14 protein-coding genes are annotated in these 23714 nt (G+C 75.7%); 3 read left to right on the top strand and 11 right to left on the bottom strand.

Annotation, left to right across the window (positions count from 1 at the left end; genetic code table 11):
• Positions 1 to 7 precede the first annotated feature (7 nt).
• From kynU to paaA, 9 genes are all read right to left on the bottom strand, one after another.
• Positions 8 to 1258 carry a kynureninase gene (gene kynU, locus ACH4OA_RS32070; protein WP_397972851.1) on the bottom strand — a complete coding sequence of 417 codons (1251 nt, stop codon included), beginning with the start codon at positions 1256 to 1258 and terminating at the stop codon, positions 8 to 10.
• On the bottom strand, positions 1255 to 2103 hold the full coding sequence (locus tag ACH4OA_RS32065; RefSeq protein ID WP_397972848.1) for an alpha/beta hydrolase family protein: 849 nt from the start codon (positions 2101 to 2103) through the stop codon (positions 1255 to 1257). The genes kynU and ACH4OA_RS32065 overlap by 4 nt, the downstream gene beginning before the upstream one ends.
• A complete protein-coding gene (locus ACH4OA_RS32060; RefSeq protein WP_397972846.1) occupies positions 2093 to 2944 on the bottom strand; it encodes a tryptophan 2,3-dioxygenase in 852 nt (283 codons plus the stop codon). Before ACH4OA_RS32060 ends, ACH4OA_RS32065 begins: the two co-directional genes overlap by 11 nt.
• 104 nt (positions 2945 to 3048) lie before the next feature.
• The gene (locus tag ACH4OA_RS32055) at positions 3049 to 3825 is read right to left on the bottom strand and encodes an SDR family oxidoreductase (RefSeq protein ID WP_397935706.1); all 777 of its coding nucleotides are present in this window, start codon (positions 3823 to 3825) and stop codon (positions 3049 to 3051) included.
• A 57-nt stretch (positions 3826 to 3882) separates the two neighbouring features.
• On the bottom strand, positions 3883 to 5016 hold the full coding sequence (locus ACH4OA_RS32050; RefSeq protein WP_397972844.1) for a 2Fe-2S iron-sulfur cluster-binding protein: 1134 nt from the start codon (positions 5014 to 5016) through the stop codon (positions 3883 to 3885).
• Between the two features lie 8 nt (positions 5017 to 5024).
• Positions 5025 to 5501 (bottom strand): 1,2-phenylacetyl-CoA epoxidase subunit PaaD, encoded by a 477-nt coding sequence (paaD, locus tag ACH4OA_RS32045; RefSeq protein WP_397946365.1) that lies wholly within the window; start codon positions 5499 to 5501, stop codon positions 5025 to 5027.
• A 92-nt stretch (positions 5502 to 5593) separates the two neighbouring features.
• Complete coding sequence (paaC, locus tag ACH4OA_RS32040) at positions 5594 to 6328, bottom strand: 1,2-phenylacetyl-CoA epoxidase subunit PaaC (protein ID WP_397946506.1); 735 nt, start codon at positions 6326 to 6328, stop codon at positions 5594 to 5596.
• Positions 6329 to 6374: 46 nt separating this feature from the next.
• A complete protein-coding gene (gene paaB / locus ACH4OA_RS32035) occupies positions 6375 to 6686 on the bottom strand; it encodes a 1,2-phenylacetyl-CoA epoxidase subunit PaaB (RefSeq protein WP_397935711.1) in 312 nt (103 codons plus the stop codon).
• Positions 6683 to 7813 (bottom strand): 1,2-phenylacetyl-CoA epoxidase subunit PaaA, encoded by a 1131-nt coding sequence (gene paaA / locus ACH4OA_RS32030; protein WP_397972841.1) that lies wholly within the window; start codon positions 7811 to 7813, stop codon positions 6683 to 6685. Before paaA ends, paaB begins: the two co-directional genes overlap by 4 nt.
• Positions 7814 to 8155: 342 nt before the next feature.
• Here paaA and ACH4OA_RS32025 point away from each other — a divergent pair, with 342 nt between their 5' ends.
• The 3 genes from ACH4OA_RS32025 to ACH4OA_RS32015 are packed head-to-tail and all read left to right on the top strand — an operon-like array spanning position 8156 to position 10638.
• Positions 8156 to 8407: an acyl carrier protein gene (locus ACH4OA_RS32025; RefSeq protein ID WP_365881798.1), complete on the top strand. Its 252-nt coding sequence runs from the start codon at positions 8156 to 8158 to the stop codon at positions 8405 to 8407.
• A complete protein-coding gene (locus ACH4OA_RS32020; protein WP_397935713.1) occupies positions 8407 to 9885 on the top strand; it encodes a class I adenylate-forming enzyme family protein in 1479 nt (492 codons plus the stop codon). The genes ACH4OA_RS32025 and ACH4OA_RS32020 overlap by 1 nt, the downstream gene beginning before the upstream one ends.
• Positions 9886 to 9930: 45 nt before the next feature.
• Positions 9931 to 10638 carry an enterobactin synthetase gene (locus ACH4OA_RS32015; protein WP_397935714.1) on the top strand — a complete coding sequence of 236 codons (708 nt, stop codon included), beginning with the start codon at positions 9931 to 9933 and terminating at the stop codon, positions 10636 to 10638.
• A gap of 406 nt (positions 10639 to 11044) precedes the next feature.
• On the opposite strand, the gene ACH4OA_RS32010 is transcribed toward ACH4OA_RS32015, so the two are convergent.
• Both ACH4OA_RS32010 and ACH4OA_RS32005 read right to left on the bottom strand, forming a co-directional pair.
• Entirely contained in the window at positions 11045 to 14860 is a 3816-nt protein-coding gene (locus ACH4OA_RS32010) for a type I polyketide synthase (protein WP_397972838.1), read from the bottom strand.
• Positions 14853 to 23585: an amino acid adenylation domain-containing protein gene (locus ACH4OA_RS32005; protein WP_397972835.1), complete on the bottom strand. Its 8733-nt coding sequence runs from the start codon at positions 23583 to 23585 to the stop codon at positions 14853 to 14855. Before ACH4OA_RS32005 ends, ACH4OA_RS32010 begins: the two co-directional genes overlap by 8 nt.
• Between the last annotated feature and the right edge of the window lie 129 nt (positions 23586 to 23714).

Below are 23714 nucleotides of genomic sequence, written 5' to 3'. Positions count from 1 at the left end.
GTGGGTCTCAGGTGACCGGGCCGGGCCGGGCGGGCTGCGGGTCGTAGGCGCTTGTCCGGGCGATGGTGTGCAGGTGACGGGCGGCGGCGAGCAGGTGCCGGTGGGTGGTGTAGAGGGCGTTCACGCCGAAGCGCAGCAGGTCCGGGGCGCGCATGTCGATGATCACACCGCGGTCCGCCAGCGCCTGGGTCAGGCCGTGGGCGTGGGGGTGGCGCAGGGCGACGTGGCTGCCGCGGCGTGCGGGATCGGACGGGGTGACGGGTTCGAAGCCGAGGGGGGTGAGGAGTTCGGTGGCGCAGTGCAGGAAGAAGTCCGTCAGTGACAGGCTTTTGGCCCGGACCTGGGCCAGGTCGACGCCGTCGAAGACGGTGAGCGCGGCTTCGAGGGCGAGCAGGGACAGGATCGGCGGGGTGCCGATGCGGGCGCGGGCGATGCCCGGTGCGGGTGTGTAGTCGCGGTTCAGCCCGAAGGGGTCGGCGTGGCCGGTCCAGCCGGCCAGGGGGGTCCGGAGCGCCTCGTGGTGGCGGCGGGCCGCGTACAGGTACGCCGGTGCGCCCGGGCCGCCGTTGAGGAACTTGTAGCCGCAGCCGACGGCGAAGTCCACGCCGAGGGCGTCGAGGTGCAGGGGCAGCGCGCCCGCCGCGTGGCACAGGTCCCACAGGGCCAGCGCGCCGGCGCGGTGCGTGGCGTCGGTCAGCGCCCGCATGTCGTACAGCTCCCCCGTGCGGAAGTCGACGGGCGAGTAGCTGACCACGGCGACGCGCTCGCCTTCGGCGGCGAGGAACGGTGCCAGGTCGGCCGGGGCGATCCGCCGTACGTCGAGGCCCTGGCGGTCGGCCACCGACTGGGCCAGGTACCGGTCGGTGGGGAAGTGGCCGGGGTCGGTGACGAGCAGGGTCCGGCCGGGGCGCAGCGCGGCGGCGGCGCTGAGCGCGGTGAACAGCTGCACGCTGGTGGAGTCCCCCGCCAGGGTCTGCCCCGGCGCCGCGCCGAGGAGGCGGCCGACGGCGTCGCCCACCCGCAGGGGGGCGTCCCACCAGCCGTTGGTGTTCCAGGAGCGGATCAGGTCGGTGCCCCACTGCCGGGACACGGCGTCGCCCAGGGCCTGGGGGACGGCGGCGGGCAGGGGGCCCAGGGAGTTGCCGTCGAGGTAGACGAGGTCGTCCGGGAGCAGGAACCGCTCCCGGAGAGGGGCCAGGTGGTCGTCGGCGTCGAGCCGGGCGGCCTGTTCGTCGAGTGCGGCGAGGGTGGTCGTCACGTCTGGGGGGCCTTCCGGCTGTCGTGGTGCGGGCGCCGTGCGCCGAAGGCAGCCGACATCTCCCCCAGGGTGTCGGCGACCGCCCGGGCACCGGGCGCGCCCGGTTCGATGAGTGTGTAGTGGCCCGTGCCGGGCAGCACGATGGTTTTCAGGTCACGGTGTACGGCGGCGTAGTCGGCGAACTGGGTGAGCGGGACCTCCTCGTCGACGGCGCCGTGCAGCAGCACGGTGGGCACGCCGGTCGTGCCCGCCTCGCGCAGCAGGGTGAGGGGGTCGACCGAGGGCAGCCGTTCCTCGAACACGTCCTCGCCGCCGAGGAGTTGCAGGGCTGCGCCGTTGCTGAGGCCGTCGCGGCGGGTGGCGGCGAGGTCGGTGAGCGGGGCGAGCGCCAGGACGCCGGCCGGCAGGCCGGTGGTGTGCCAGCGCGAGCCGGGCGGCAGCAGGCCGCGGGCCGCGCACCACAGGGCGAGGTGGCCGCCCGAACAGTGCCCCGCCAGGAGGTACGGCCGTCCCTGGGACAGGGTGTCCACGATCCGGGCGACGTCGTCGAACGTCTCGGGGTAGCCGCCGGCGCCCCCGGACCGGCGGAAGCCCGGCAGCAGGACGTCGAAGCCCTGCTCCCGGAGGTAGGCCGCGAAGGGGGTCAGGTGCATCCGGTCGTAGCGCCAGTAGCCGCCGTGCAGCAGGATCACCAGCGGGGCGCCGGGGTCCCGGGCGGGCCAGGCGTCGTAGACCTGGTGGGGGTGGTCGCCGTAGGAGCCGTGCAACGGTGCCAGGACCGGCTTCAGGCTCAGCACCCGCTTCTCTTCCTCGGCCGCGAAGGCGGAGACGGTCCTAGAGACCACCGCGCACCTCCCACAGCTCGGGGAAGACGGGGCGGCCGGCGCGCCGCTCCAGCCAGGCCAGTCCGGTGGAACCGGCGCTGCCGGACTTCGTGCCCATGGCGCGGCGTACGACCATGACGTGGTCGAAGCGCCAGCGTGCGACGAGTTCGGCGATGTCGGTGAGCAGTTCGCCCAAGGCGAGCAGCGGGTGGTACTGCGGGCCGGCGTACACCCGCCGCCACGCCTCGGCCACGCCCGGGTCCGGGGTGTACGGGGCGGTGACGTCCCGGTCCAGGACGTGCCCGGGGACGGGCAGGCCCTCCCGGTGCAGGAAGCGCAGCACCTCGTCGTAGAGGGACGGTTCACGGTAGGTCCGTGCGAGTCCCTCGTGGACCGCGGCGTCGCCCTGGTGGAGGCGCAGCATCCCGGCGGACTTGTCGCCGAGGAGGAACTCCATGTGCCGGTACATGGCCGACTGGAAGCCGGACGCGCGGCCGAACGCGGCGCGGAACCCGTTGAACTGGGCGGGTGTCAGGGCGGCGATCGGCGCCCAGGCGGCGTTGAGGGCGGTCAGGACGCGGCGGCTACGCACCAGGGCGTCCATGGCCGGGTGCAGGTCGTCCTTGGCGAAGGCGTTTGCGGCGGTGCGCCACTCGTGGACGGTCAGGGTGAACCACAGCTCCATCACCTGGGTGGTGACCAGGAAGCCCATCTCGTCGGGGGCCTCGGTGAGGGGGTGCTGGAGTGTGTTGAGGACGGACGCGCGCACGTAGGTGTCGTAGGGGCTCGCGCCGGGGAAGGGCTGGGTCAGCGGGTCGGGGTCGTCCGCGAGGGGCGGGGCGGCGGACGTGCTGTCGTTCACGGCGTCTCCTGGTGCTGCCATGGGCCGGGAGCAGGGTCGTGCGGCCGGGGCGGGCCGCCGGCCGTGGGGAACGGGAGAGGGGGCGGGGTGGCCGGGCGGCTGTCTCATACGCCGAGGTGGACGCCGCCGGAGGCGTCGATCCACTGGCCGGTCACCCAGCGGGCGTCGTCGCTCGCCACGAAGGACACGACGTCGGCGATGTCCACAGGCCGGCCGAGCCGCCCGAACACGGAGGCGTCCGAGTACCTCTGCCGGATCTCCGGGATGCTCAGCGTGGGGTTGATCTCCGTCTCGGTGTAGCCGGGGGCGACGCTGTTCACGGTGATGCCCCGGGGGCCGAGTTCCTGCGCGAGGGAGAGGGTGAGGTAGTCCAGGGCGGCCTTGGTCATGGTGTAGGCGACGATCGCGGGGAAGGCGACGCGGGTGGCCACCGAGGAGACGTTCACGATCCTGCCGCCGTCGCGCAGCCGGTCCAGTGCGCGCTGGACGATGAAGAACGGTGCCTTGGAGTTGATGGCGAACACCCGGTCGTAGTCCGCCTCGGTCACGTCGGCGATCCGGCGCGGGAGGGTGATGCCGGCGTTGTTGACGAGGATGTCCACGCCGGGGTGCGCGTCCTGGCCGGCCAGGGCCCGGTCGAACGCCTCCCAGAGCGTGTCGGCGTCCCCGGGGACGCCGAGTTCGGCGTGGACGGCGAAGGCGCGGCCGCCGTCGTCCTGGATCTCCTCGACCGTGCGCTCGGCCGCCGCCTCGTCGTGCCCGTAGTGGACGGCCACGAGGGCGCCCTCCCGGGCCAGGCGCCGGCTGATGGCCCGGCCGATTCCGCGGCTGCCTCCGGTGACCAGGGCGGTTCTGCCCTCGTGCCGCAGGGTGGTGGTCAACGTCGTCTCCTTCGGGCGAGTGGGCGGGGAGCCTGGGCGCACGGGATGTGCGCCGGGTCAGGCGTCGAAGTCGAGGGTGAGTTCGGTGCCGAGCGGCCGGGCCCTGCACACGAGCGTGTAGCCCGCGGCGATGTCCTCGGCGTCGAGGGCGTACTGGGGTCCCGTCGTCACCCGGCCGGACAGGACGCGGGCACGGCAACTGCCGCACACGCCCTCACGGCAGGCGTAGGGCACGTCGGGGTGGGTGCGCAGCAGGGCGTCGAGGACCGTGTCGTCCTCGGGTCCGGCGGTCGCCGGGCGGCGGCGGCCGCCGAGCAGCGCGGTGACGCGGGTCCGGGTCTCCTGCACGGCGGTCTCCGGCGGGTCGGGCGGCGCGCCGTGCGGCCGGGTGCCGGCGGGAGTGAACGTCTCCCAGCGGGTCAGGGCCGCGTCGGCGCCCCGGGCCGTGAGCGCCCGGCGCACCGCGACGACCAGACCGGCCGGGCCGCACAGGGCGAACGTGGTGCCGGGGCCGGGGCGGGCGTCGACCGCGCCGAGCAGGCGCGGCAGCGTCGCGCCGTCGATCCGCCGGCCCGGCAGCCCGCTGCCGTGCTCCTCGCGGGTCAGGACGTACAGGACGGTGAGGCGGTCGACGAACGCGTCCTTGAGTTCGGCCAGTTCGTCGGCGAGCAGGGCGTCGGCGGACATCGGGACCGAGTGGACAAGGGAGACGCGGCAGGCGGGGTCCTCGCGCAGGGCGGTGGCGGCCATGGCGGCGAGCGGGGTGATGCCGGAGCCGCCGCCGATCAGGACGTGATGGCCGCCGGGCAGCTCGGGCAGCGCGAACGCGCCCGTGGGCGGCGAGAGTTCGAGGACGTCGCCCGGTGCCAGAGCGGTGGCGGCATGGGCGCCGAAGCCGCCGGGTGCGCCGCGTTTGATCACCAGGCGCAGCGCGTCCGGGTCGCCGGGCGGGGGGCACACCGAGTAGCTGCGGCGCAGTTCCGCGCCGGCGACGCGGTGCCGGATCACGACGTGCTCGCCGGGCCGGTGGGCGAAGACCTCGCGCAGGGTCCCGGGCACCTCCAGGGTGACCGCGACGGCGTCCCCGGGCAGGTGCCGGACCTCGGTGGCCCTGAGCCGGTACCAGCCGGTGCGCAGGGGGCGCGAGGAGGCTGCGGGGGCGGAGGTGCCCGAGGAGTCGATGGTGTTCACGGTCCGCCTCACAGCGCGCTCAGGTGGGGGAACAGCTCTTGGCATGCCGTGCAGCGCAGTACCGACTGGCAGCGGGTCGGTCCGAAGGCGCTGTGCGGCCGGGTGGCCCGGGAGCCGCAGTGCGGGCAGGGCACCCGGGCCAGTGCGACGGGGACCGGGCCGCCGGCCGGGGCGGGTGCGGGCGGGGCGATGCCGTGGGCGGCGAGTTTCTCCCGGCCGGCCACGGTGACGCGCTCCGTCGTCCACGGCGGGGACAGCACCTGCCGTACCCGTCCACCGGGGTGGCCGTTCGCGGCCAGCACCTCCCGGATGGCGGAGACGATGGCGGGCAGTGCCGGGCAGCCCAGGTAGGTCGGGGTGATCTCCACTTCGAGCACTCCGTCGGCGGCCGGGCCGACCGAGCGGATGATGCCGAGGTCGCCGAGGCTCACCATCGGCAGCTCCGGATCGGGCAGTGCCTCCACCAGGTCCCGGACCCGCGCCACCGCGCCGACGGGACGCAGGGGTACGCCGGACCCGGAGGCCTCCGGTACCGCACGGGGCGGTGCCACAGGCGCCGCGGGGAGGTTCCGGGCGGTCACCAGCGGCCCCCCGGGAACTGGCGGTACACCGACTGCATCTCGGCGATCAGCGGTCCGAACTCCTCGGTGTGCAGCCCCGCCCGGCCGCCCCGGGCCTGCCAGTGCGGGACCGGCGGGGTCAGGCCGGCCCGGGTCACGACCGCGCCGACCCGCCGTTCCCACTCCGGGCGCAGCGGGGCCGGCGAGGGCACCGTGCCCGCCGCGACCAGGTGGCGCAGTACCTCGTCCTCGTCGAACAGCTCGGCGGTGTAGGGCCACACCCGCTCCAGGCCCCGCTGCATACGGCCGGAACTCTCCGGGGTGCCGAGTCCCAGCCGCAGCGTCCAGGTGTCGGCGTGCATCCGGTGGAAGGCCACCTCCCTGGCGGCGCGTTCTGCGAACCCGGCCAGCCGCGCGTCGGCGCAGCCGGCCAGGGCCTCGTAGTACAGGACGGCGTAGTGGGTGTAGGCGAGCTGCCGGGCGACGGTCGCCGCGAAGTCCCCGTTGGGCAGTTCGGTCAGCAGGGCGTTGGTGAACTCGCGGTCGCCGCGGGTGAAGGCGAAGTCGTCCTCGCCGCGGCCGGTTCCGTCGACCTGTCCGCTCAGGGTGAGCAGCGTGCGGGCGTGGCCGATCAGGTCGAGGGCGATGTTGGACAGCGCCATGTCCTCCTCGATGGCCGGCGCCCGCGTGATCCACTGGCACAGCCGCTGCCCGAGGACGAGGGCGTCGTCGCCGAGGCGCAGCAGGTGCACGGCGAGATGGGCGTCGGCCCGGCCGGCTCCGGTGGCCGGGGCGAGGTCAGTCGAGAGGGTCACCGTCGGGGCCTTCCTCGGTCAGTGGCGCGAACTGCTCCGGGTACCGGTAGGGCTTGTGGCGGGCGCCCGCGAAGAACGGGTCGCGTTCGTCCGGGGAGGCCGCGTGCACGGCGTCCGAGCGGACCACCCACAGCGACAGCGGATCGCCGCGCCGGGTGTACAGATCCCGGGCCCGCAGCAGGGCGGTGTCCGCGTCGGCGGCGCGCACGGACCCCGCGTGCTGGTGGGCGAGGCCCCGGCGGGGCCTGAGGAAGACCTCCCAGGACGCCGGGGCGCCTTCCCGCTGCCGGCTCATCCGCGCTCACCCGCCCCTGCCCGCACCCCGCGGGCCGCGTCCGCACGCGGGTCCGTGCCCGCGTCCGTGCCGGTCTCCGGGTCCGTGCCGGTCTCCGGGTCCGTGCCCGCGTCCGGGGGCGGGGGCGCGCCGTCGGTGCCGAAGCGCGCGGCGTACGCCGCGGACGCCTCCCGTACCCACGCGCCGTCGTCGTGCGCCGCGCGCCGGTGTGCGACGCGCTGCCGGGACCAGTGCGTGTCGTCGCCGAGCGCCGCGCGGTAGACGTCCCAGTCGACCGGCGTGAAGTCGTAGTGACCGCGCTCCTCGTTCCAGCGGACGGCCGGGTCCGGGAGGGTGAGCCCGAGGCGTTCGGCCTGCGGGGCGCAGACGTCGACGAAGCGCTGGCGCAGCTCGTCGTTGGTGTGCCGCTTGATGCCCCAGGCCATGGCGCGGCGGGAGACCGCGGCGCCGAGTGCCACGGTGCGGGCGTCGGCGCCGCCCGCCTCGGTGTCGGGCGGGCCGAACATCAGCGCCACGGCCGGCAGCCACCAGCGGTTCACCGCGTCCTGGGCCATCGCCTTCTGTTCCGGCGTGCCCTCGCACAGGGCGCGCAGGAGGTCGTAGCCCTGCCGCACGTGGAAGGCCTCCTCCTGGCAGACGCGGCGCATCGCCCGTGCGTACGGCCCGTAGGACGTACGGCACAGGGGGGCCTGGTTGATGACGGCGGCGCCGTCCGTCAGCCAGGCGATGGCGCCGGTGTCCGCCCACGTCAGCGCGGGGTGGTTGAACGTCGCCGAGGCCCGCTGCCGGCCCCGGTGCAGGGCGTCGAGCAGGTCGGCCCGGTCCACGCCCAGGGTCTCGGCGGCGGAGTACAGGTACAGCCCGTGCCCGGCCTCGTCCTGGACCTTGGCGATGAGCACCGACTTGCGGTGCAGGGAGGGCGCCCGGGTGAGCCAGGCGCCCTCCGGCTGCATGCCGATGATCTCGGAGTGGGCGTGCTGCGCGATCTGACGGATCACCATGCGGCGGTAGCCGTCGGGCATCCAGTCCCGGGGCTCGATCGTCTCCCCCGCGGCGATGAGGCCGTCGAAGTGCGCGAGCAGTTCGTCGGACGCGGCGGGCGCGGGGGCGGCCGGCTGTGCGCTCACGCGGCGCCTCCGCGGCCGGTCTCCGCCACGGCGGTCACGTACCGGCCTGTGGACCGGACGTCTGGCCTGGGCACTGGCATCACTCCTTCGGCGATTCCCGGGGTGCGGCACACCCGGCGGGTGGTGGCGCCCGTTGCGCCGGGCGGGCCGGGGGGCGCGGTCTCCGTCTCGGAAAGAGGTCCCGCACGGGCCCGGCTATCCCCGCACCGACCGGTGCGGGCGCGTGACAAAGCTCACGCCGGGCCGTGGGGATCGCCGTGCGCGGGGCGGGCCTCTTGTTCGGGTGACACCGCACCCACGAAGAGCGCCCGGCGGCCACCGGCTGCGGCGGAAGGGGAGAACATGAGCACCATCAGGCAGTTGCTGGTCGAACTCACCGGGACCGAGGAGTTCGCCGACGCCGAGCGGATCGGTGACGACGTCGACCTCGCCGCGAGCGGCATCGACTCCGGCGACCTGGTGCGTCTGGTCCTGCTCGTCGAACAGCGGCTCGGGGTGGAGATCACCGCCGACGACATGGAGGGGCTGCGTTCGATCGCCGACTACGAGCGGTTCACGGCGGAGCGGTCCGCCGTCGGCGCCGGCGGTGCGTGATGTGGCTGACACAGCTGCTGGAGCGCAACCGCCAGTGCCGGCCCGACCGGCCGGCGCTGGTCGACGAGCGGCGCCGGCTCACGTGGTCGCAGCTGTACGACCGCACGCGTGAACTCGCCCTCGGGCTGGCCGAGCTGGGCATCGAGCGCGGGGACCGGGTCGCGGTGCTGTCCAAGGACCGCGTCGAGGTCCTGGAGGCCTACTTCGCGCTCGCCCGGCTCGGCGCGCTGTTCGTCCCGCTGAACCACAGTCTGGCCGCGCCGGAGGTCACCGGCATCATCGAACGCGTCGGGGCGGTGGCCGTCCTCGGCGAGTCGGAGCTGCTGGACCGCCATCGCGAGCTGCCGGCGTCGGTGCGGATCAGGATGGCCCTGGACAAGCCGGCGTTCGAGGCCCTGGGCACCCTGGCCGCCGAACGCGACCTGCCCGAGGTCGCCGACACCGACCCGATCGCCGTGCTGCACACCTCGGCGACGACCGGGCAGGCCAAGGGCGTCACGGTCGACAGCGCGTCGTTCCGTGCCATCGCCCTGGGCTGGCTGGTCATGGCACGCCCCACCGACGACATCGTCATGGTCAACTGCTGCCCCCTCTACCACGGCAGCATGGTGGTGTCCCTGACCTACCTGGCCGCCGGCGCCACCCTCGTGCTCATGCCCGGGTTCACCCCGCAGCGCGCCCTGGCGGCGGTGGAGGAGCACCGTGCCACCCACATGTGGCTGGTCCCGCAGATGCTCCGTTTCCTGCTCCAGGCCAAGGGCGCCGAGCGCGCCGGCCTGTCGTCGCTGCGGGAGATCCTCTACGGCGCCGCGCCCATGCCCCTGGACGTGTACGCCGCGGCCGTGGAGCGCCTGGGCTGCGGTTTCCGGCAGGTCTACGGCATGACGGAGGTCGGCGGTCCCTTCGTCACCCTCGGTCCCGACGAGCACCCGGCCCCCGGGGACGTCACCGCCCGCATCCCCTGCGGACGGGTGATCCCGGGCATGTCCGCCCGCGCGGTCGACGAGGCCGGACGGGAGGTCCCCCGCGGTGCGATCGGTGAGATCGTGGTGCGCGGACCGGGTGTCATGCAGGGGTACTGGAACGACCCGGAGGCCACGCGGGAGATCAGCCGCGACGGCTGGATCAGCACCGGTGACCTGGGGTTCGTCGACGACGAGGGCCGTATCCACCTGGTGGACCGCACCAAGGACGTCATCATCCGGGCGGGGCAGAACGTGTACCCCTCGGAGATCGAGCGGGCCCTGATGTCCCATCCGGCGGTCCGGGACGCCGCGGTCGTCGGCATGCCCGACGAGGACTACGGCGAGGTACCGCTGGCGTACGTCGCCGCCGAGCCGGGCACCGGGGCCACGGAGCTGCTCGCCCATGTGGGACGGCTGCTCGCGCCGTACAAGCGTCCGCGGCGGGTGGAGTTCATCGAGCAGGTGCCCCGCAACCCCGCCGGGAAGATCGTCAAGAAACTGTTGCGGGCCTGACCGGTGCGCCCGTCCGACCGCCCGGCGCCGGCCGGCCGCCGCCCCGTGGGCACGCTCCCCCGCGCGGCGGCCGAGCCCGGTGCCGTGGTGGCCGCCCGGCTCCGCCCGCTGCGGCCCGCGTGGGCGGCGGCCGGGCTCGGGCTGGGCATCGCCGTCGTCTCGGACCCGCGGGCAGTCGCCGCGGGGCCCGCCGAGGAGGCCGCCGCCGCTGCCATGCCGGAGCGGCGGCGGCTTGAGTTCCTGGCCGGCCGGCTCGCCGCACGGCGCGCGCTGCGCGCGGTGGGACTGGACTGCGGGCAGATCCCGCGGGAGGGCCGGCTGCCGCGGTTCCCTCCCGGACGGGCGGCCTCGATCACGCACAGTGCGGGGGTCGCGGTGGCCGTGGCCCGGGCCCCGGACCGTGACCTCCCGCTCGGCTGTGATCTGGAGCTGCGCGGACTGCCGGCCGCGGCGGCGCGGCTGGTCCTGTGCGAGGACGAGGCGGACCTGCTGCGCGTTCCCGGACCGGACGCGGTGCCGTGGTCGGTGACCTCGCTGTTCTCGGCGAAGGAAGCGGCGTGGAAGGCCCTGCACACCGGGCCGGAGGCGCTGCCCGCCGGGGTGCTCACCAACCTGCGCGACCTGCGGGCGCGCCCCCTCGCCCGCGGACTGCGGATCGCGACCCGGCGCGGCCCGGCGCTCGCCGTGCGCGTCGAGGTGGTGGCGGTGGGCGCGGGCGTCTTCAGTACGGTCCTCGGCTGGGCCGGCCGCTGACCGGCGGCCCTCACGGCCCCCGTCCCGCGCGTCGACGCGCGGGACGGGGGCCGTCGGCGTATGCCGGTGCGCCACGGGGGCGCGCCCGCTCTTCGCCGCCGCCTCCGTGCGGGGTCCGCCCGCCGCGGGTGCGCGCGCACGGCGGGGGCCGACGGGTGGGAGACGAGGACCGAGGCACCGCCGCCTCCTCCGCCGCCCCCGCTGGAACGTCCATGCCGGCTCGGGTGTGCTTCCCGCCCGGCCGGACGTCTCGCACCTCTGCCCCCTACCCGTGCCACACCCGGAAGGCCGGCGCCATCGAGGCGTGACTCCTCGGTGGCGCCGGCCTTCCGCCGGGCGGTGCATCACGTCGAGCGGTCCCGGGGGTTCGCGGACGGCCGCGTCCCCCGGGACGGGGAGCGGGCCGTCAGCCGGCCGGCCCGCGCAGCGCCTTGGCGACCGCGGCGCCGATCAGCGCGATGGGCTCGGGCTCGGTCATCTCGTAGTGGCCGCAGGGCACCCGGTGGTCGTGCAGGGTCCCCTGGACGTGGGGCCGCCAGCTGTCGGCCTTGCCGGGCAGCACGGCCAGGTCGCCGGGGAAGCCGGTGGCCTCCTCCCGCGCGGCGCTGAAGAACAGCACGTCCCCGCGGAAGACACCGGGCGTGAACTGGTGCGCGAGGCGCAGGTTGTTGCGCATGACCGCGGCGATGGCCTCGGCCTCGGCCCGGGTGACCGGCGAACTCGTCGGGTCGGCCGCCAGGCCGGCGTCGATGCGGGCGAGGACGGCCGCCACGTCCGGCGCCTCGGCCGCGCCCGGTGCCCCGGCCGGGCCGGTCACCCGCATCAGCAGGGAGGCCACCTGCCGCTCCACCGCCGGCTCGTCGTACCGCATGCCGTGCGGCTGCGGGGCGTCCAGCATGGCCAGCAGCTCCACCCGCTCCCCGCGTTCCTGGAGGGCGCAGGCCATCGCGTGCGCCACGAAACCTCCGTAGGACCAGCCCAGGAGCCGGTAGGGGCCGCGCGGCTGCACCTCGCGCACCAGGTCGACGTAGGAGGCGACCATGGCTGCCGCGTCCGGGGCGGGCGGGCGGGTGCCGTCGAGGCCGGCGGCCTGGATGCCGTAGACCGGCTGGTCACCGCCGAGATGGGGCAGCAGCCCCGTGTACCGCCAGGACACGCCCGCCCCGGGGTGGACGCAGAACAGCGGGGCGGCGCCGCCCCGCGCCCGCAGCGGCAGGAGCGGAGCCAGCGCGTTCGAGCCGCCACCGGACGCCCGCGCCGAGGTGTCGTCGGCCGCCGCGAGGAGGCCGGACACGGTGGGCGCGGCCAGCAACGCGGCGGCGGGCACGTCGAGCACGTCGGCCTGCCGCAGCCGGCCCACGAGCACGACGGCGCGCATGGAGTCGCCGCCCAGGTCGAAGAAGTTGTCGTGGACGCCGATGCCGCCGATGCCGAGGGTCTCCTCCCACACCCGGGTCACCGCCTGCTCGCGCCCGGTGCGCGGGGGCACGTGCTCGGTCGTCAGGCGCGGCCGGGGGCCGAGGGCCGGACCGGCCTGCGCCGCGGCCCCGGTGTCCGGCGTGCCGGGGCCCGTGCGGGCGCCCGGGGCGTCGATCCAGTGCCGGTGCCGCGCGAAGGCGTAGGGGTGCAGCGGGACGCGCCGGGGCGTGCCCGGCACCGGGGGCAGCGCGGTGTCCACGCCCGCGCTCCACAGCCGGCCCAGCGCCTCGGCGAGGACGAACCCGTCGTCCGCTTCGGCCTTGGCGTGCCGCATGGTGGTGACCGTCACCGGCGCCTCCTGGGCGAGCTGGGCGGCGGCCAGCCTGGTCAGCGTGTCCCCGGGCCCGATCTCGACCAGGACGGGCCGCGTGTCCCACAGCGCGGTGATGCCGTCGGCGAAGCGCACGGTGTCGCGGGTGTGGTCGATCCAGTGCCGGACCGAGGTCGCCTGCGCGTCGGTGATCCAGGTGCCGGTGACGTTGGTGACGAACGGGATGCGCGGCGGGCGCAGGGTGACACCGCGCAGGTGCGTCTCGTACGTCTCCAGTACGGGGTCCAGGACGTGGGAGTGGGCGGCCACCGGTATGCGCAGCCGGCGGAACGGGACGCCCCGGCGGCCGAGTTCCGCCTCGAAGCGCGCGACGGCGTCCTCGTGTCCGGCGACGGTGCAGGCGGCGGGCCCGTTCACCGCGGTGAGGGACAGGTCGGCGCCGAGCAGGGGCAGCACTTCCTCGGCGGGTGCCGCGACCCCGACGGTCGCTCCTCCGGCGGAGGTGATGAGCCGGGCCCGCTCGGTGACCAGGGGCAGCATCTCCTCCAGGTCGAGGACCCCGGCCAGGCAGGCGGCCGTGTACTCGCCCAGGGAGTGGCCGATGAGCGCGTCCGGGCGCACCCCCGCCGCCATGAGGGTGCGGGCGAGGGCGTACTCGGTGACCACCAGGGCGAGGAACATGGTCGTGCCGTCGGCCTCACGGCGCTCCAGCAGGGCCTCGCGGACGTCGCCGCCGAGGGCGGGGCGCAGGATGCGCGCGCACGTGTCGACGGTGTCGCGGTAGACGTCGTACTCGCGGTACAGGCCCGCGCCCATGCCCGGGTACTGGGTGCCGCCGCCCGGCAGGAGGAACGCCACCCGGGCCGGCTCGTCCGTCACCGGCGGGGTGCCGGGCACGGCGGTGCGCAGGGCGGACAGGGCCTCCTCCCGGGAGGCGGCGGTCACGGTCAGGCGGTGGCGCAGCGCGGGCCGGTCGGCGCGCAGGGAGTGCGCCGTGTCGTCCAGGCGCAGGTCCGGTCGCTTCTCCAGGTGGCGGGCGAGTGCCTCGGCCTGGCCGCGCAGGGCGTCGGCCGTGCGCGCCGACAGCGGCAGCACCAGACGGCGGCCGTCCGCGGGCTCCCGGGGCGGGGCGGACGGGGCGGACGGCGCCTCCTCCAGGATGACGTGGGCGTTGGTGCCGCCGATGCCGAAGGCGCTGACGGCGGCCCGCCTGGGGTGTCCGTCCGCGTGCCAGTCCTCAAGGATGGTGGGCACCCGGAACGGTCCGGAGGCGAAGTCGATGTGCGGGTTGGGCCGTTCGAAGTGCAGGTTCGGCGGGATCTGCCGGTGTTCCAGGGCCAGGACGGCCTTGATGAGCCCGGCGATGCCGGCGGCCGCCCCCAGGTGGCCGATGTTGGTCTTCACCGAGCCCAGGGCGCAGTAGCCGCGGCGCCGCGTGGACTGGCGGAACGCCTCGGTCAGCGCGGCCACCTCGATGGGGTCGCCCAGGCGCGTGGCGGTGCCGTGTGCCTCGACCAGGCCGATGGTGGCGGGGTCGGTCATCGCCTGGGCCTGCGCCGCGAGGATGACCTCGGTCTGTCCGGCGGCGCTGGGCGCGCTGAAGCCGACCTTGCGACGCCCGTCGTTGTTGACGGCGCTGCCCCGGATGACGGCGCGGATGCGGTCGCCGTCCGCGAGGGCGTCCTCCAGCCGTTTGAGGACGACGGCGCCGACGCCGTCGCCGGAGGAGGTGCCGGCCGCGTCCGCGTCGAACGCGCGGCAGTGGCCGTCGGGTGAGAAGGGGCCGCCGGGCACGTGCCGGTAGCCGAGGAACGCGGAGGGGTTGAGGGAGACGGCTGCGGCGAGCGCGGTGTCACACCGGTAGTCGAGCAGGTCCTGGCAGGCGGTGTGCACCGCGACGAGCGCGGTGGAGCAGGCCGTCTGCAGGGACACGCTGGGGCCGGTCAGCCCCAGTTCGTAGGAGACGCGGGTGGCGAGCGTGCCCAGGGAGTTGGCGGTGGCCGCGTGCACGAGTTCCACCGACCCGGGCCGCCCGGCGTAGCGCGGGTACACGTGGGACGGGTAGTAGCGGCTGTCACCGCTGCCCGCGTACACGCCGAACGCGCCGGTCCCGGAGCCGGGGCCGAGGCACCCGGCGTCCTCCAGGGCGTGGTAGGCCGTCTCCAGCAGCAGCCGCTGCTGGGGGTCGACGACGGCGGCCTCGGCGGGGCTGTAGCCGAAGAACCCGGAGTCGAAGCGGTCGATGCCCTCGACCACGGACACCATGCGCACCAGCGTGGGGTCCGTGAGGTCGCGCTCGGTTCCGCCCGCGGCCAGGAATTCCGCGTCGGTGATGGGCCGTACCGACTCGCGTCCGGCGGCCAGGTTGTCCCAGAACGCGTCCAGGTCGTCCGCGCCGGGCAGGCGTGCCGCCATGCCGATCACGGCGACGGCCGGTATCTGTTCGTCCTGCGGTCCGGTGGTCTCAGGCATGGCCTTGGTCCTTCCCGTGCCGGGCGGAGCGGCGGGCGCGGGCCGCACGCTGCCGCTGGGCTCGTTCCTTGGCGCGGTCCAGGTCGTTCGGCCCGGTCGCGGGGGGCTCCGGTGGCGTCCGCGGGGCCGGCGGCGCCGGGGCGTGACCGGGCTCGGGTCCGGTCCGCGCCGACAGGTGGCGGGCCAGGTCGCGCACGGTGGGGTGGGCGAAGAGGTCGACGACCGTCAGCTCGCAGCCGAAGGTCCGGTTGACGGCGTTCTGGGCGGCGACCAGGAGCAGCGAGTTGCCGCCCAGGTCGAAGAAGTTCTCGTCCCGGCCGACCCGGTCGCGGCCCAGGACGTCGCACCACAGGCCGGCGAGCCGGTTCTCCAGGTCGCGCAGCCGCTCCTCCGTGCGGGAGGCGGTCGTCGGCTGCTCGGTGCCGCCGGCCGCGCGCAGCACCCAGTGGTCCCCGCCGGCGGCGTCGGCGGCGGCCCGGTGGAGCGCGCCGAGGTCGGCGCCCTCCTCCAGGGCGACGCGTCCGGCAAGTCGCCGCACCTGCCGGGCGGCTTCGAGGACGTGGCTGCGGACCCAGGGAGCGCTGCGGTCGGCGCCGATCAGCAGGTGGGGTTCGTCCAGGGTGCGGGCCAGGTCGAAGGAGCGCAGCGCGGCGGTGGTGTCCAGGACCCGGTAGCCGCGGGCCTCGGTGAGCGCGGTGAGCCGGTAGCCGCTGCTCATGCCGCGTTCGCGCCACATGCTCCAGGCCAGGCTCTGCGCGGGCAGCCCCTGGGCGCGGCGGTGCAGGGCGAGCGCGTCGAGGTAGGCGTTGGCGGCGGCGTAGGCGGTGTTCAAGGCGCCGCCGAAGTAGCCGTTCACCGAGGAGAAGGTGACGAAGGTGCCGACCGGGTGGTCCGCGCTGACGCGGTGCAGGGTCCAGGCGCCGCGCACCTTGGCGTCCAGGGCCCCGGCCCAGGCGGCGGCGTCCAGTTCGCCGACGGGGCGTTCGTCGAACGTCCCGGCCAGGTGGAACACCGACACCAGGGGCGCGCCCCAGTGTTCGCCGGCCGCCTGGACGGCGTCCCGCACCTGCCGCTCGTCGGTGACGTCGGCGCACGCGTACCGGATCTCCCCGAGTTCGCGCAGCCGCCGGTACGCCTCGATGCGGGCGGCCAGGGGTCCGGAGGCGGCCAGGTGCCGCGGCCAGGTGTCCTCCGCGGGCAGCGGGGTCCGGCCGAGGACGAGGAGCCGGGTGCCGGGCGTCCGCAGCAGGTGGGCGGCGACTTCGGTGCCGACCCCGCCCAGTCCCCCGCTGACCAGGTGGAAGCCGTCGGCGTGGGACGGTTCGGCGCGGGGTGCCGGCTCGGGCAGCGGGGCCAGCCGCCGTACGAGGCGCCGTCCGCCGCGGCGGGCGACCTCGGTGTCGGCGGGGGTGCCGGTCACTTCGGCGAGCAGCAGGGGTACGGGGTCCTCGTCGCCGTGCGGGTCGAGGTCGAGGTGGACGCACCGCAGGCCGCCGGTCTCCTCCCGCAGGGACTTCAGTATGGCTCCGGCCAGGGCGTGCGCCGGTGCGGGCCGGTCCTCGGCGGTGACCGCCTGGGCGCCCGCCGTCACGTACAGCAGGTCCAGGGGGCGCTGCTCGCCGGGCCGGGCGGCGAGGGCCCGGGCGAGCGCGAGCAGCGGCGCGGTGCGGGCGTGGGCGGACGCCGGGTCGGCGGCCTCGCCGGTGTGCAGCGCGCCGAGGTGCACGAGGGCGTCGACCGGTCGCCCGTCGTCGGCCAGGGCCCGCAGCAGCGCCGTGTGGTCGGCCTCGGCCGCGGACCGGACCAGGTAGTGGGCGGCGTCGGTACGGGCGTACGACTCACCCTCGGTGACCTCGGTGCACAGTCCGCCGCCGGCGCGCACCGACCGCGCCAGGCGCCGGGCGAGGTCATGGGCCCGCGGGTCGCCGCCCGCGAGGACGAGCACGTGCCGGCCGGCTGCCCCCGGATGCGGGCGGTGGCGGTCGGCCCGCTGCCACACCGGCCGCAGGAACCAGTCGGGCAGGGTGGCGGCGGAGCCCAGCAGCAGCTGGGCCTCGCGGACCGCGTCGTCGAAGGCGCCCGCCTCGAAGCTCTTGCGCAGCCTGGTCCGCTGGATCTTGCCGATCTCGGTCTTCGGGATGGCGCCGGCGTCGACCGGGACGAGGAAGGCGGGGGTGACGCCGGTCTCCCGGGTCACCTTGCCGGCGATCTCCCGCAGCGCGGTGGCGGGGTCGTGCCCGGGTGCGAGGTGGACGAAGAGGGCGAGTTCGTCGGTCGTCGCCGAGGGGTCGGAGCGCACCGCGCAGGCGGCGGTGAAACTGCGGACGGCGTAGGGCAGTTCCTCGACGCAGGCCTCGATCTCGTGGCTGTAGTGGTTGACGCCGTTGACGATGATGACGTCCTTGGCGCGGCCGGTGATGTACAGCTCGCCGTCGCGCAGGAAGGCCAGGTCGCCGGTGTCGAACCAGCCGTCGTCGGTGAACGCCTCGGCGTTGGCGGCCGGGTTGTCGTGGTAGCCGCCGGTCACGGAGGTGCCGCGGACCTGGAGCCGGCCGACCTCGCCTTCGGCGAGCACGGTGTGCTGCTCGTCGACGATCCGCATGGCGAAGCCGGGGTAGGGCCGGCCGCAGCTGACGAAGGTCTCGTCGGTGCCCGGCGGTTCGGCGGGCAGCACGGCGTCGGTGACCACCGAGCAGGTCTCCGACATGCCCCAGCCGGGGTGCATCACGTCCTGCGGCAGTCCGAACGGCTCCAGCGTGTGCAGGAACCGGCGGGCGGCCGAGGCCACCACGACCTCGCCCGCGTTCATCACCAGCCGCATCGGGGTCAGGTCCCACTCGCGGTCCCGGAAGCGGTCGGCCTGCCCGGCCAGGAGTCCGAAGGCGAAGTTGGGCGCCCAGGTGACGGTGACCCGGTGCCGGTGGGCGAGGTCCATCCAGCGCGGCGGATCCGCGAGGATCCAGGAGGTGGGCGCGTGGATCTGCCGGCACCCCAGGTACACGTCGCGCAGATGGAACATCACCACGCCGGTGACGTGGTCGAGCGGGATCCAGTTCAGGGAGACGTCCCGCTCGCCGAGCCGGTTCATGGCCGCGGTGGCGGCGGACCGGGTCAGCACGTTGCGGTGGGTCAGGCGCACGGACTTGGGCAGGCCGGTGCTGCCGGACGTCATCAGCATCAGGACGAGGTCGTCGGGCCGGGCGGCGTACCAGTCGCGGTCCTCGGGCGCGTCACGCAGCGCGTCGGCGGTCGTCAGCCGCAGCCCGGGCCAGGCCTGGCGGGCCGCCAGGTCGCGCAGTCCGGATTCCAGCCCCGCCGAGCACACCATCCAGGGCCGGCCGAGCATCCGCCAGATGCCCTCCAGCTTGGTCAGCGCCGCCGAGGAGGTGGCGTAGGAGGAGGGGACGGTCAGCGGGACCGCGACGAAACCGCCGAGGAGGCAGCCCCACAGTACGGCGAGGAAGTCCTCGGTGGCGTCGCACTGGAGGATCACCTGGTCACCGGGGCGCAGCCCGGCCCGCCGCAGTCCGGCGAGCACCCGGGAGGCCTCCGTGACCAGGGAGGCGTAGCTGCGCCGCGTCTCGCCGCCGTCGGCGTGCACGTGCACGATGTCGCCGTGGTCCCGCTCGGCGGCGCGGACGAGGGCCTGCGCCCAGCCGGACACGGCCGGTTCGGCCAGTTCCGGGCCTTCACTCAGCGCCGGGACGGTCCCGGCCGCCGTGCGGGGGCCGCCGGCCGCCTGCGGCTCGGCGGTGCGGCGCGGGAGTCCGGCGTGCCGGCGGCCCAGTTCCCCGGGGACGGCCTCCGCCACGGCCTCGGCCGTGCGCACGCCGGGAACCCGGGCGAGGTGCTGCCGCCAGGACTCGGCGGCGGCGCGGTCGGCCAGGGGCAGGGCGCGCAGCGCGTCGGTGTCGAGCGCGCCGTCGCCGGTGCGGGGCAGGGCGTTGACCGCCGTGACGTGGACGGTCCCGTGACCGGCCTCGTCGAGGACCTGTTCGACGCGCTCGGCGGCGTCCGCGCGGCCGGGCACCACGTACAGGTGCGGCGGCGTGCCGTCGGAGCCGGGCAGGACGGCCGCGTCGCGGATGCCGGGCACGGACAGGGCCGCGTCGGCCAGCTCGGCGGCGCCGGCCTCGCGGGGCGCGGCCGGGGTGCGCCGGGGCGGCGCGGGCAGGTCGCCGATCCTGCGGTCCGGGTCCGCGCTCACCGCGCGCAGTGCTTCCCGCAGGGCGCCGGCGAAGCCTTCGGCGGTGGCGGCGTCGTACAGGTCCGTGGCGTACTCGAGGTGCAGGTCGAGCCCGTCGGGCGTGCCGTCGGCGCCGTGCCGTTCGAGGACGTCGACGAAGAGGTCGAACTTGGCGGTGCCGGTGGCGGTGGGCCGCAGCGGCACCTCGCGGCCGTCGAGCCGCAGGACGGCGGGCTCGTTGTTCTGCAGGGCGAGCATGACCTGGAACAGGGGATGGCGGCCGGGGCGGCGGGGCGGGTTGAGTTCGTCCACGAGCCGGTCGAAGGGCAGGTCCTGGTGGTCCAGGGCCGCCAGGTCGCGCGGGCGCACCCGGGCGAGCAGTTCCCGGAAGGCGGGGTCGCCGGAGGTGTCGGCGCGCAGGACGACCGTGTTGGTGAACAGGCCGATCAGGTCGTCCAGGGCGGGTTCGGAGCGTCCCGCGACGGGGGTGCCGACGACGATGTCCTCGCCGGCGCCGCAGCGGGTCAGCAGGGCGCTCACCACGGCGTGCAGCACCATGAACAGGCTGGTGCCCTCCCGGTCGGCCAGGCCGAGCAGGTCCCGGTGGAGGGCGGCGTCCACGGTCCGGGTGGCATGGGCGCCGGCGCCGCGCGGTGTCCGGGGGCGGGGCCGGTCGCCGGGCGGTGTGCACTCCTCGGGCAGTCCGGCCAGTGCCTCGCGCCAGTGCGCGGTCAGCCGTTCGAGGCGTCCCGGACCGTCGGGTCCGGGGGCGAGCAGGGCGCGTTGCCAGACGGCGTAGTCGGCGTACTGCGCCGGCAGCGGTTCCCAGGCCGGGGCGCGGCCCGCCCGGCGGGCCGCGTAGGCGGTGGTCAGGTCGTCGGCGAGGGGGCGCAGCGACCAGCCGTCGGCCGCGCCGTGGTGCAGCACCAGCAGCAGCGTCCGCTCCTCCCCGGTCCCGAACAGCCAGGCGGCGAGGGGGCTTTCACCGGTCAGGTCGAAGCGGTGCCGGCAGGCCGCGGCGACGTGCGCGGCGACCTCGTCGGCCGGGCAGTCCACCGTGCGCAGCCGGGGGCGCAGTTCCCCCGGTGGCAGGATCCGCTGGTGGGGTGCGCCGTCCCGCTCGGCGAACACCGTCCGCAGGCTCTCGTGCCGGCCGGCGAGGTCGCCGAGCGCCGCGCGCAGCGCCTCGGCGTCCACGGCGGAGCCGATCGGCACCACCAGGGGGATGTTGTAGGTGGCCGCCGAGCCGTCGAGCCGGTTGAGGAACCACATGCGTTCCTGGGCGTACGACAGCGGGACGCGCTCCGGGCGGCCGGCGGCCCCGAGGGCGGGGCGGGCGGGAGCGGCGGCGGGCCCGGTGGGGAGCCGCCGGGCGAGCGCGGCCGGGGTGGGGCCGTCGAACAGGGCGGTGATGGGCACCTCGGCGCCGTTCTCGTGCCGCAGGCGGGCCAGCAGACGGGTGGCGAGCAGGGAGTCGCCGCCCAGGTCGAAGAAGTTGGCGTCGGCACCGACGGTGTCGCGGGGCAGCCGCAGCACGTCCTCGAACAGGCGGCACAGCAGTGCCTCCTCGGGGGTGCGGGGGCGGGTGCCGGCCGCGGCGGCGGTGAAGTCGGGTGCGGGCAGGGCGGCGGTGTCCAGCTTGCCGTTGGCGGTCAGCGGGAGCGCGTCGACGCTCACGCAGGCCGCCGGGACCATGTGCTCGGGCAGGTGCGCGGCGGCGTGGGCGCGCAGCTCCGCCGGGGCCGGCGGCTTCGGCCCGGCGGGCACCGTGTAGGCGACGAGCTGCCGGGCGCCGTTGTCGGCGCGGCGGACGACGACGGCGGCCCGGGCGACGTCCGGGTGGGCGGCGAGGACGGCCTCGATCTCGCCGGGTTCGACGCGGAAGCCACGCAGCTGCACCTGCTGGTCGGCGCGGCCCAGGTACTCCAGGGTGCCGTCCGCGCGGCGGCGCGCCAGGTCGCCGGAGCGGTACATCCGGCTGCCGGGCGGGCCGTAGGGGTCGTCGAGGAAGCGTTCGGCGGTCAGCTCCGGCCGGCCGAGGTATCCGCCGGTCACGCCCGCGCCGGCCACGTGCATCTCCCCGACGGCGCCCGGCGGCACCGGCCGGCCCGCGGCGTCCAGCAGGTGCACCCGCAGGTCCGCCAGGGGTCTGCCGATGACGCTCGTGCGGCGGGGGTCGCTCAGGTCGGCCGGGACGACGCGGTGGTGGGTGACGTGCACGGTGGTCTCGGTGATGCCGTACATGTTCACCAGCGCGGGGCTCTCCAGCCCGTGCCGGTCGGCCCACGGCCGCAGCCGGGCGGGGTGCAGCGCCTCGCCTCCGAAGACGACGTAGCGCAAGGCGCCCGCCGGTTCCGGGGCGCTGCCCGTCGCCCGTTCGGCGTCCGCGTCCATGAGCTGTTCGAAGGCGGACGGCGTCTGGCTGAGGACGGTCACGCCCTCCTGGTGCAGCAGCCGCAGGAAGTCGCGGGGCGAACGGCTGACTGCGTAGGGGACGACGACGAGCCGGCCGCCGTGCAGCAGGGCGCCCCAGATCTCCCACACCGAGAAGTCGAAGGCGTAGGAGTGGAACAGCGTCCACACGTCGTCCTCGCCGAGGTCGAAGTGCTCGGCCGCGGCGGCGAAGAGGCGGACGACGTTGGCGTGCGCCACGGGCACGCCCTTGGGCCGGCCGGTGGAGCCGGAGGTGTGGATGATGTACGCGGTGTCCGACGGGCCGGTCGGGCCCCGGCGGTCGGCGTCGGTGAGCCCGCCGGCCGGCCGCGTGGCGAGGTCCGCCCCGACGGCGGGGTCGTCCAGGACGACGGCGGGGACACCGCCGGTGAAGCGCGGGGCGAGAGCGGTCTCGGTGACGAGGAGGACGGGGTCGGCGTCGTCCATGACCAGCCGCAGCCGCTGTGCCGGGTGGCCGGGGTCCAGGGGGAGGTAGGCGGCGCCGGTCTTGAGGACGGCCAGCAGGGCGGGCAGCAGCCCGAGGCCCCGGTGCAGGGCCAGCGCCACCACCCGGCCCGGACCCGCCCCGCGCTCGGCCAGCAGCCGGGCCAGGCGGTTGGCCCGGGCGTCGAGTTCGGCGTAGGTGAGCCGTTCGCCCTCGTACGACACCGCGACGCGCTCCGGCCAGGCCCTCGCCTGCCGCTCGAACAGGTCGGTGAGGGTCGCGGTGACCGGGAAGTCCCGCACCGGGAGGTCGCGCGGATGCTCGCCGGGCAGCAGCAGGTCCAGGTCCCCCACCGGTGTCGTGGGCCCGGCGTCCGCCAGCCGCCGCAGCAGGGTGAGGAACCGGTCGCGGTGCAGGGTGAGTTCGTCCTCGTCGTACAGGGCCGGGTTGGCGTCGAAGGCCAGCCAGAGGTCGCCGGGCCGGGTGCCGGGCCGGACGTTGATCTGGAGGTCGTCGACGGCGCCGCCGGACAGGTGGTGCCAGATGGCCGGGTGGCCGCCGAAGTCGAGGGACTCGGTGAACGGGACGATGTTCAGCACCGGCCCGTACAGCCGGCGCCCGGTGCCCAGCAGGTTCAGGTCCCGGCGGATGGACTCGCCGCGGTACTGCTGGTGCCGGCGCAGCTGCCGCACCTCCCCGGCGACCGCCCGGACCAGGTCGGCGACCGTCGTCGCGGAGCCGGCGGCCACGCGCAGCGGCAGCACGTCGGAAGCGGTGCCCGGGGTCCGCAGGGCGGCGCTGCCCAGCCGGCTCATCGTGGCCATGCCCAGCACCAGGTCGTCGGCGCCGGTCATGCGGTGCAGGTAGACGGCGACGGCGGCGGTCAGCAGATCGGTGCGCGTGACGTCGAGCCGGGCGGCCGCGTCCGTCAGGGCGCGGGCGTCGGCGCCCTCCAGTTCGGCGGTGCGCCGCAGGAACGGGGCGACGGGCGCGGCACTGCGGCGGGTGAGCCGTGCGGGCTCCGGGGCTCCGGCCAGCCGCCGCGACCAGTGTTCCCGGTCGCGGACGCGGCGCTCGGAGGCGAGGTAGGCCGCCTCCTCCGTCTGGAGCCGGCTCACGGGCGCGAAGACGCCGGGGGCGGGCTCGCGTCCCTCGGCCAGCGCGTTGTAGGTGTCGGCGAGACGGCGGCCGATGAGCTTGTAGCTGTAGCCGTCGAGCAGGATGTGGTGGGCCCGCAGCAGCCAGAGGTGCCGGTCGGGGGCGAGGGTGAGCAGGGTGTGCGAGAACAGCGGCCCCTTGTCCAGGTCGACCGGCGTCGCGAGGTCGGTGCGGACCAGCTCCCAGGCGGCGGCCTCGGGGTCGTCGGCGTCGCTGACGTCGATCCGCCGCAGCGTCCAGTCGTCCGCGTCCGGTGCCCGGTGGCAGCGGGGGCCGTCGTCCGTGTCGGCGAAGCGCAGGGCGAACGTGTCGGCCTCGTCCACGGTCCGGCGCAGGGCCGTCTCGAACAGGCCGGTGTCGAGGACGCCGTGGATCTCCACCGCCTCCGCGGTGTTGTACGCGGCGCTGTCGGACGCGAGCCGTCCGGCGTACCAGAGTCCTTCCTGGGCTCCGGACAGTGGCCGGTGGTCGTTCTCGCTGAGTGACTCCTCGTGGAGTGACATGGCACAACCCTCACGTGGCAAGTCGTGATGTCCCGGCCGGAACGTCCCGGCCGGGCGGACGGGGGGTGCGGCCTCGGCCCACGGAACGGGGGAAGGTGCGGTCGCACGCCGAAGGCGTGGGGCCTTCAC

The sequence above is a fragment of the Streptomyces sp. NPDC017095 genome (assembly GCF_044332325.1).
Classification (GTDB): Bacteria; Actinomycetota; Actinomycetes; order Streptomycetales; family Streptomycetaceae; genus Streptomyces.
The sequence above is the reverse complement of the archived record's forward strand: the minus strand, read 5'-3'. Positions and strand labels throughout refer to the sequence as shown.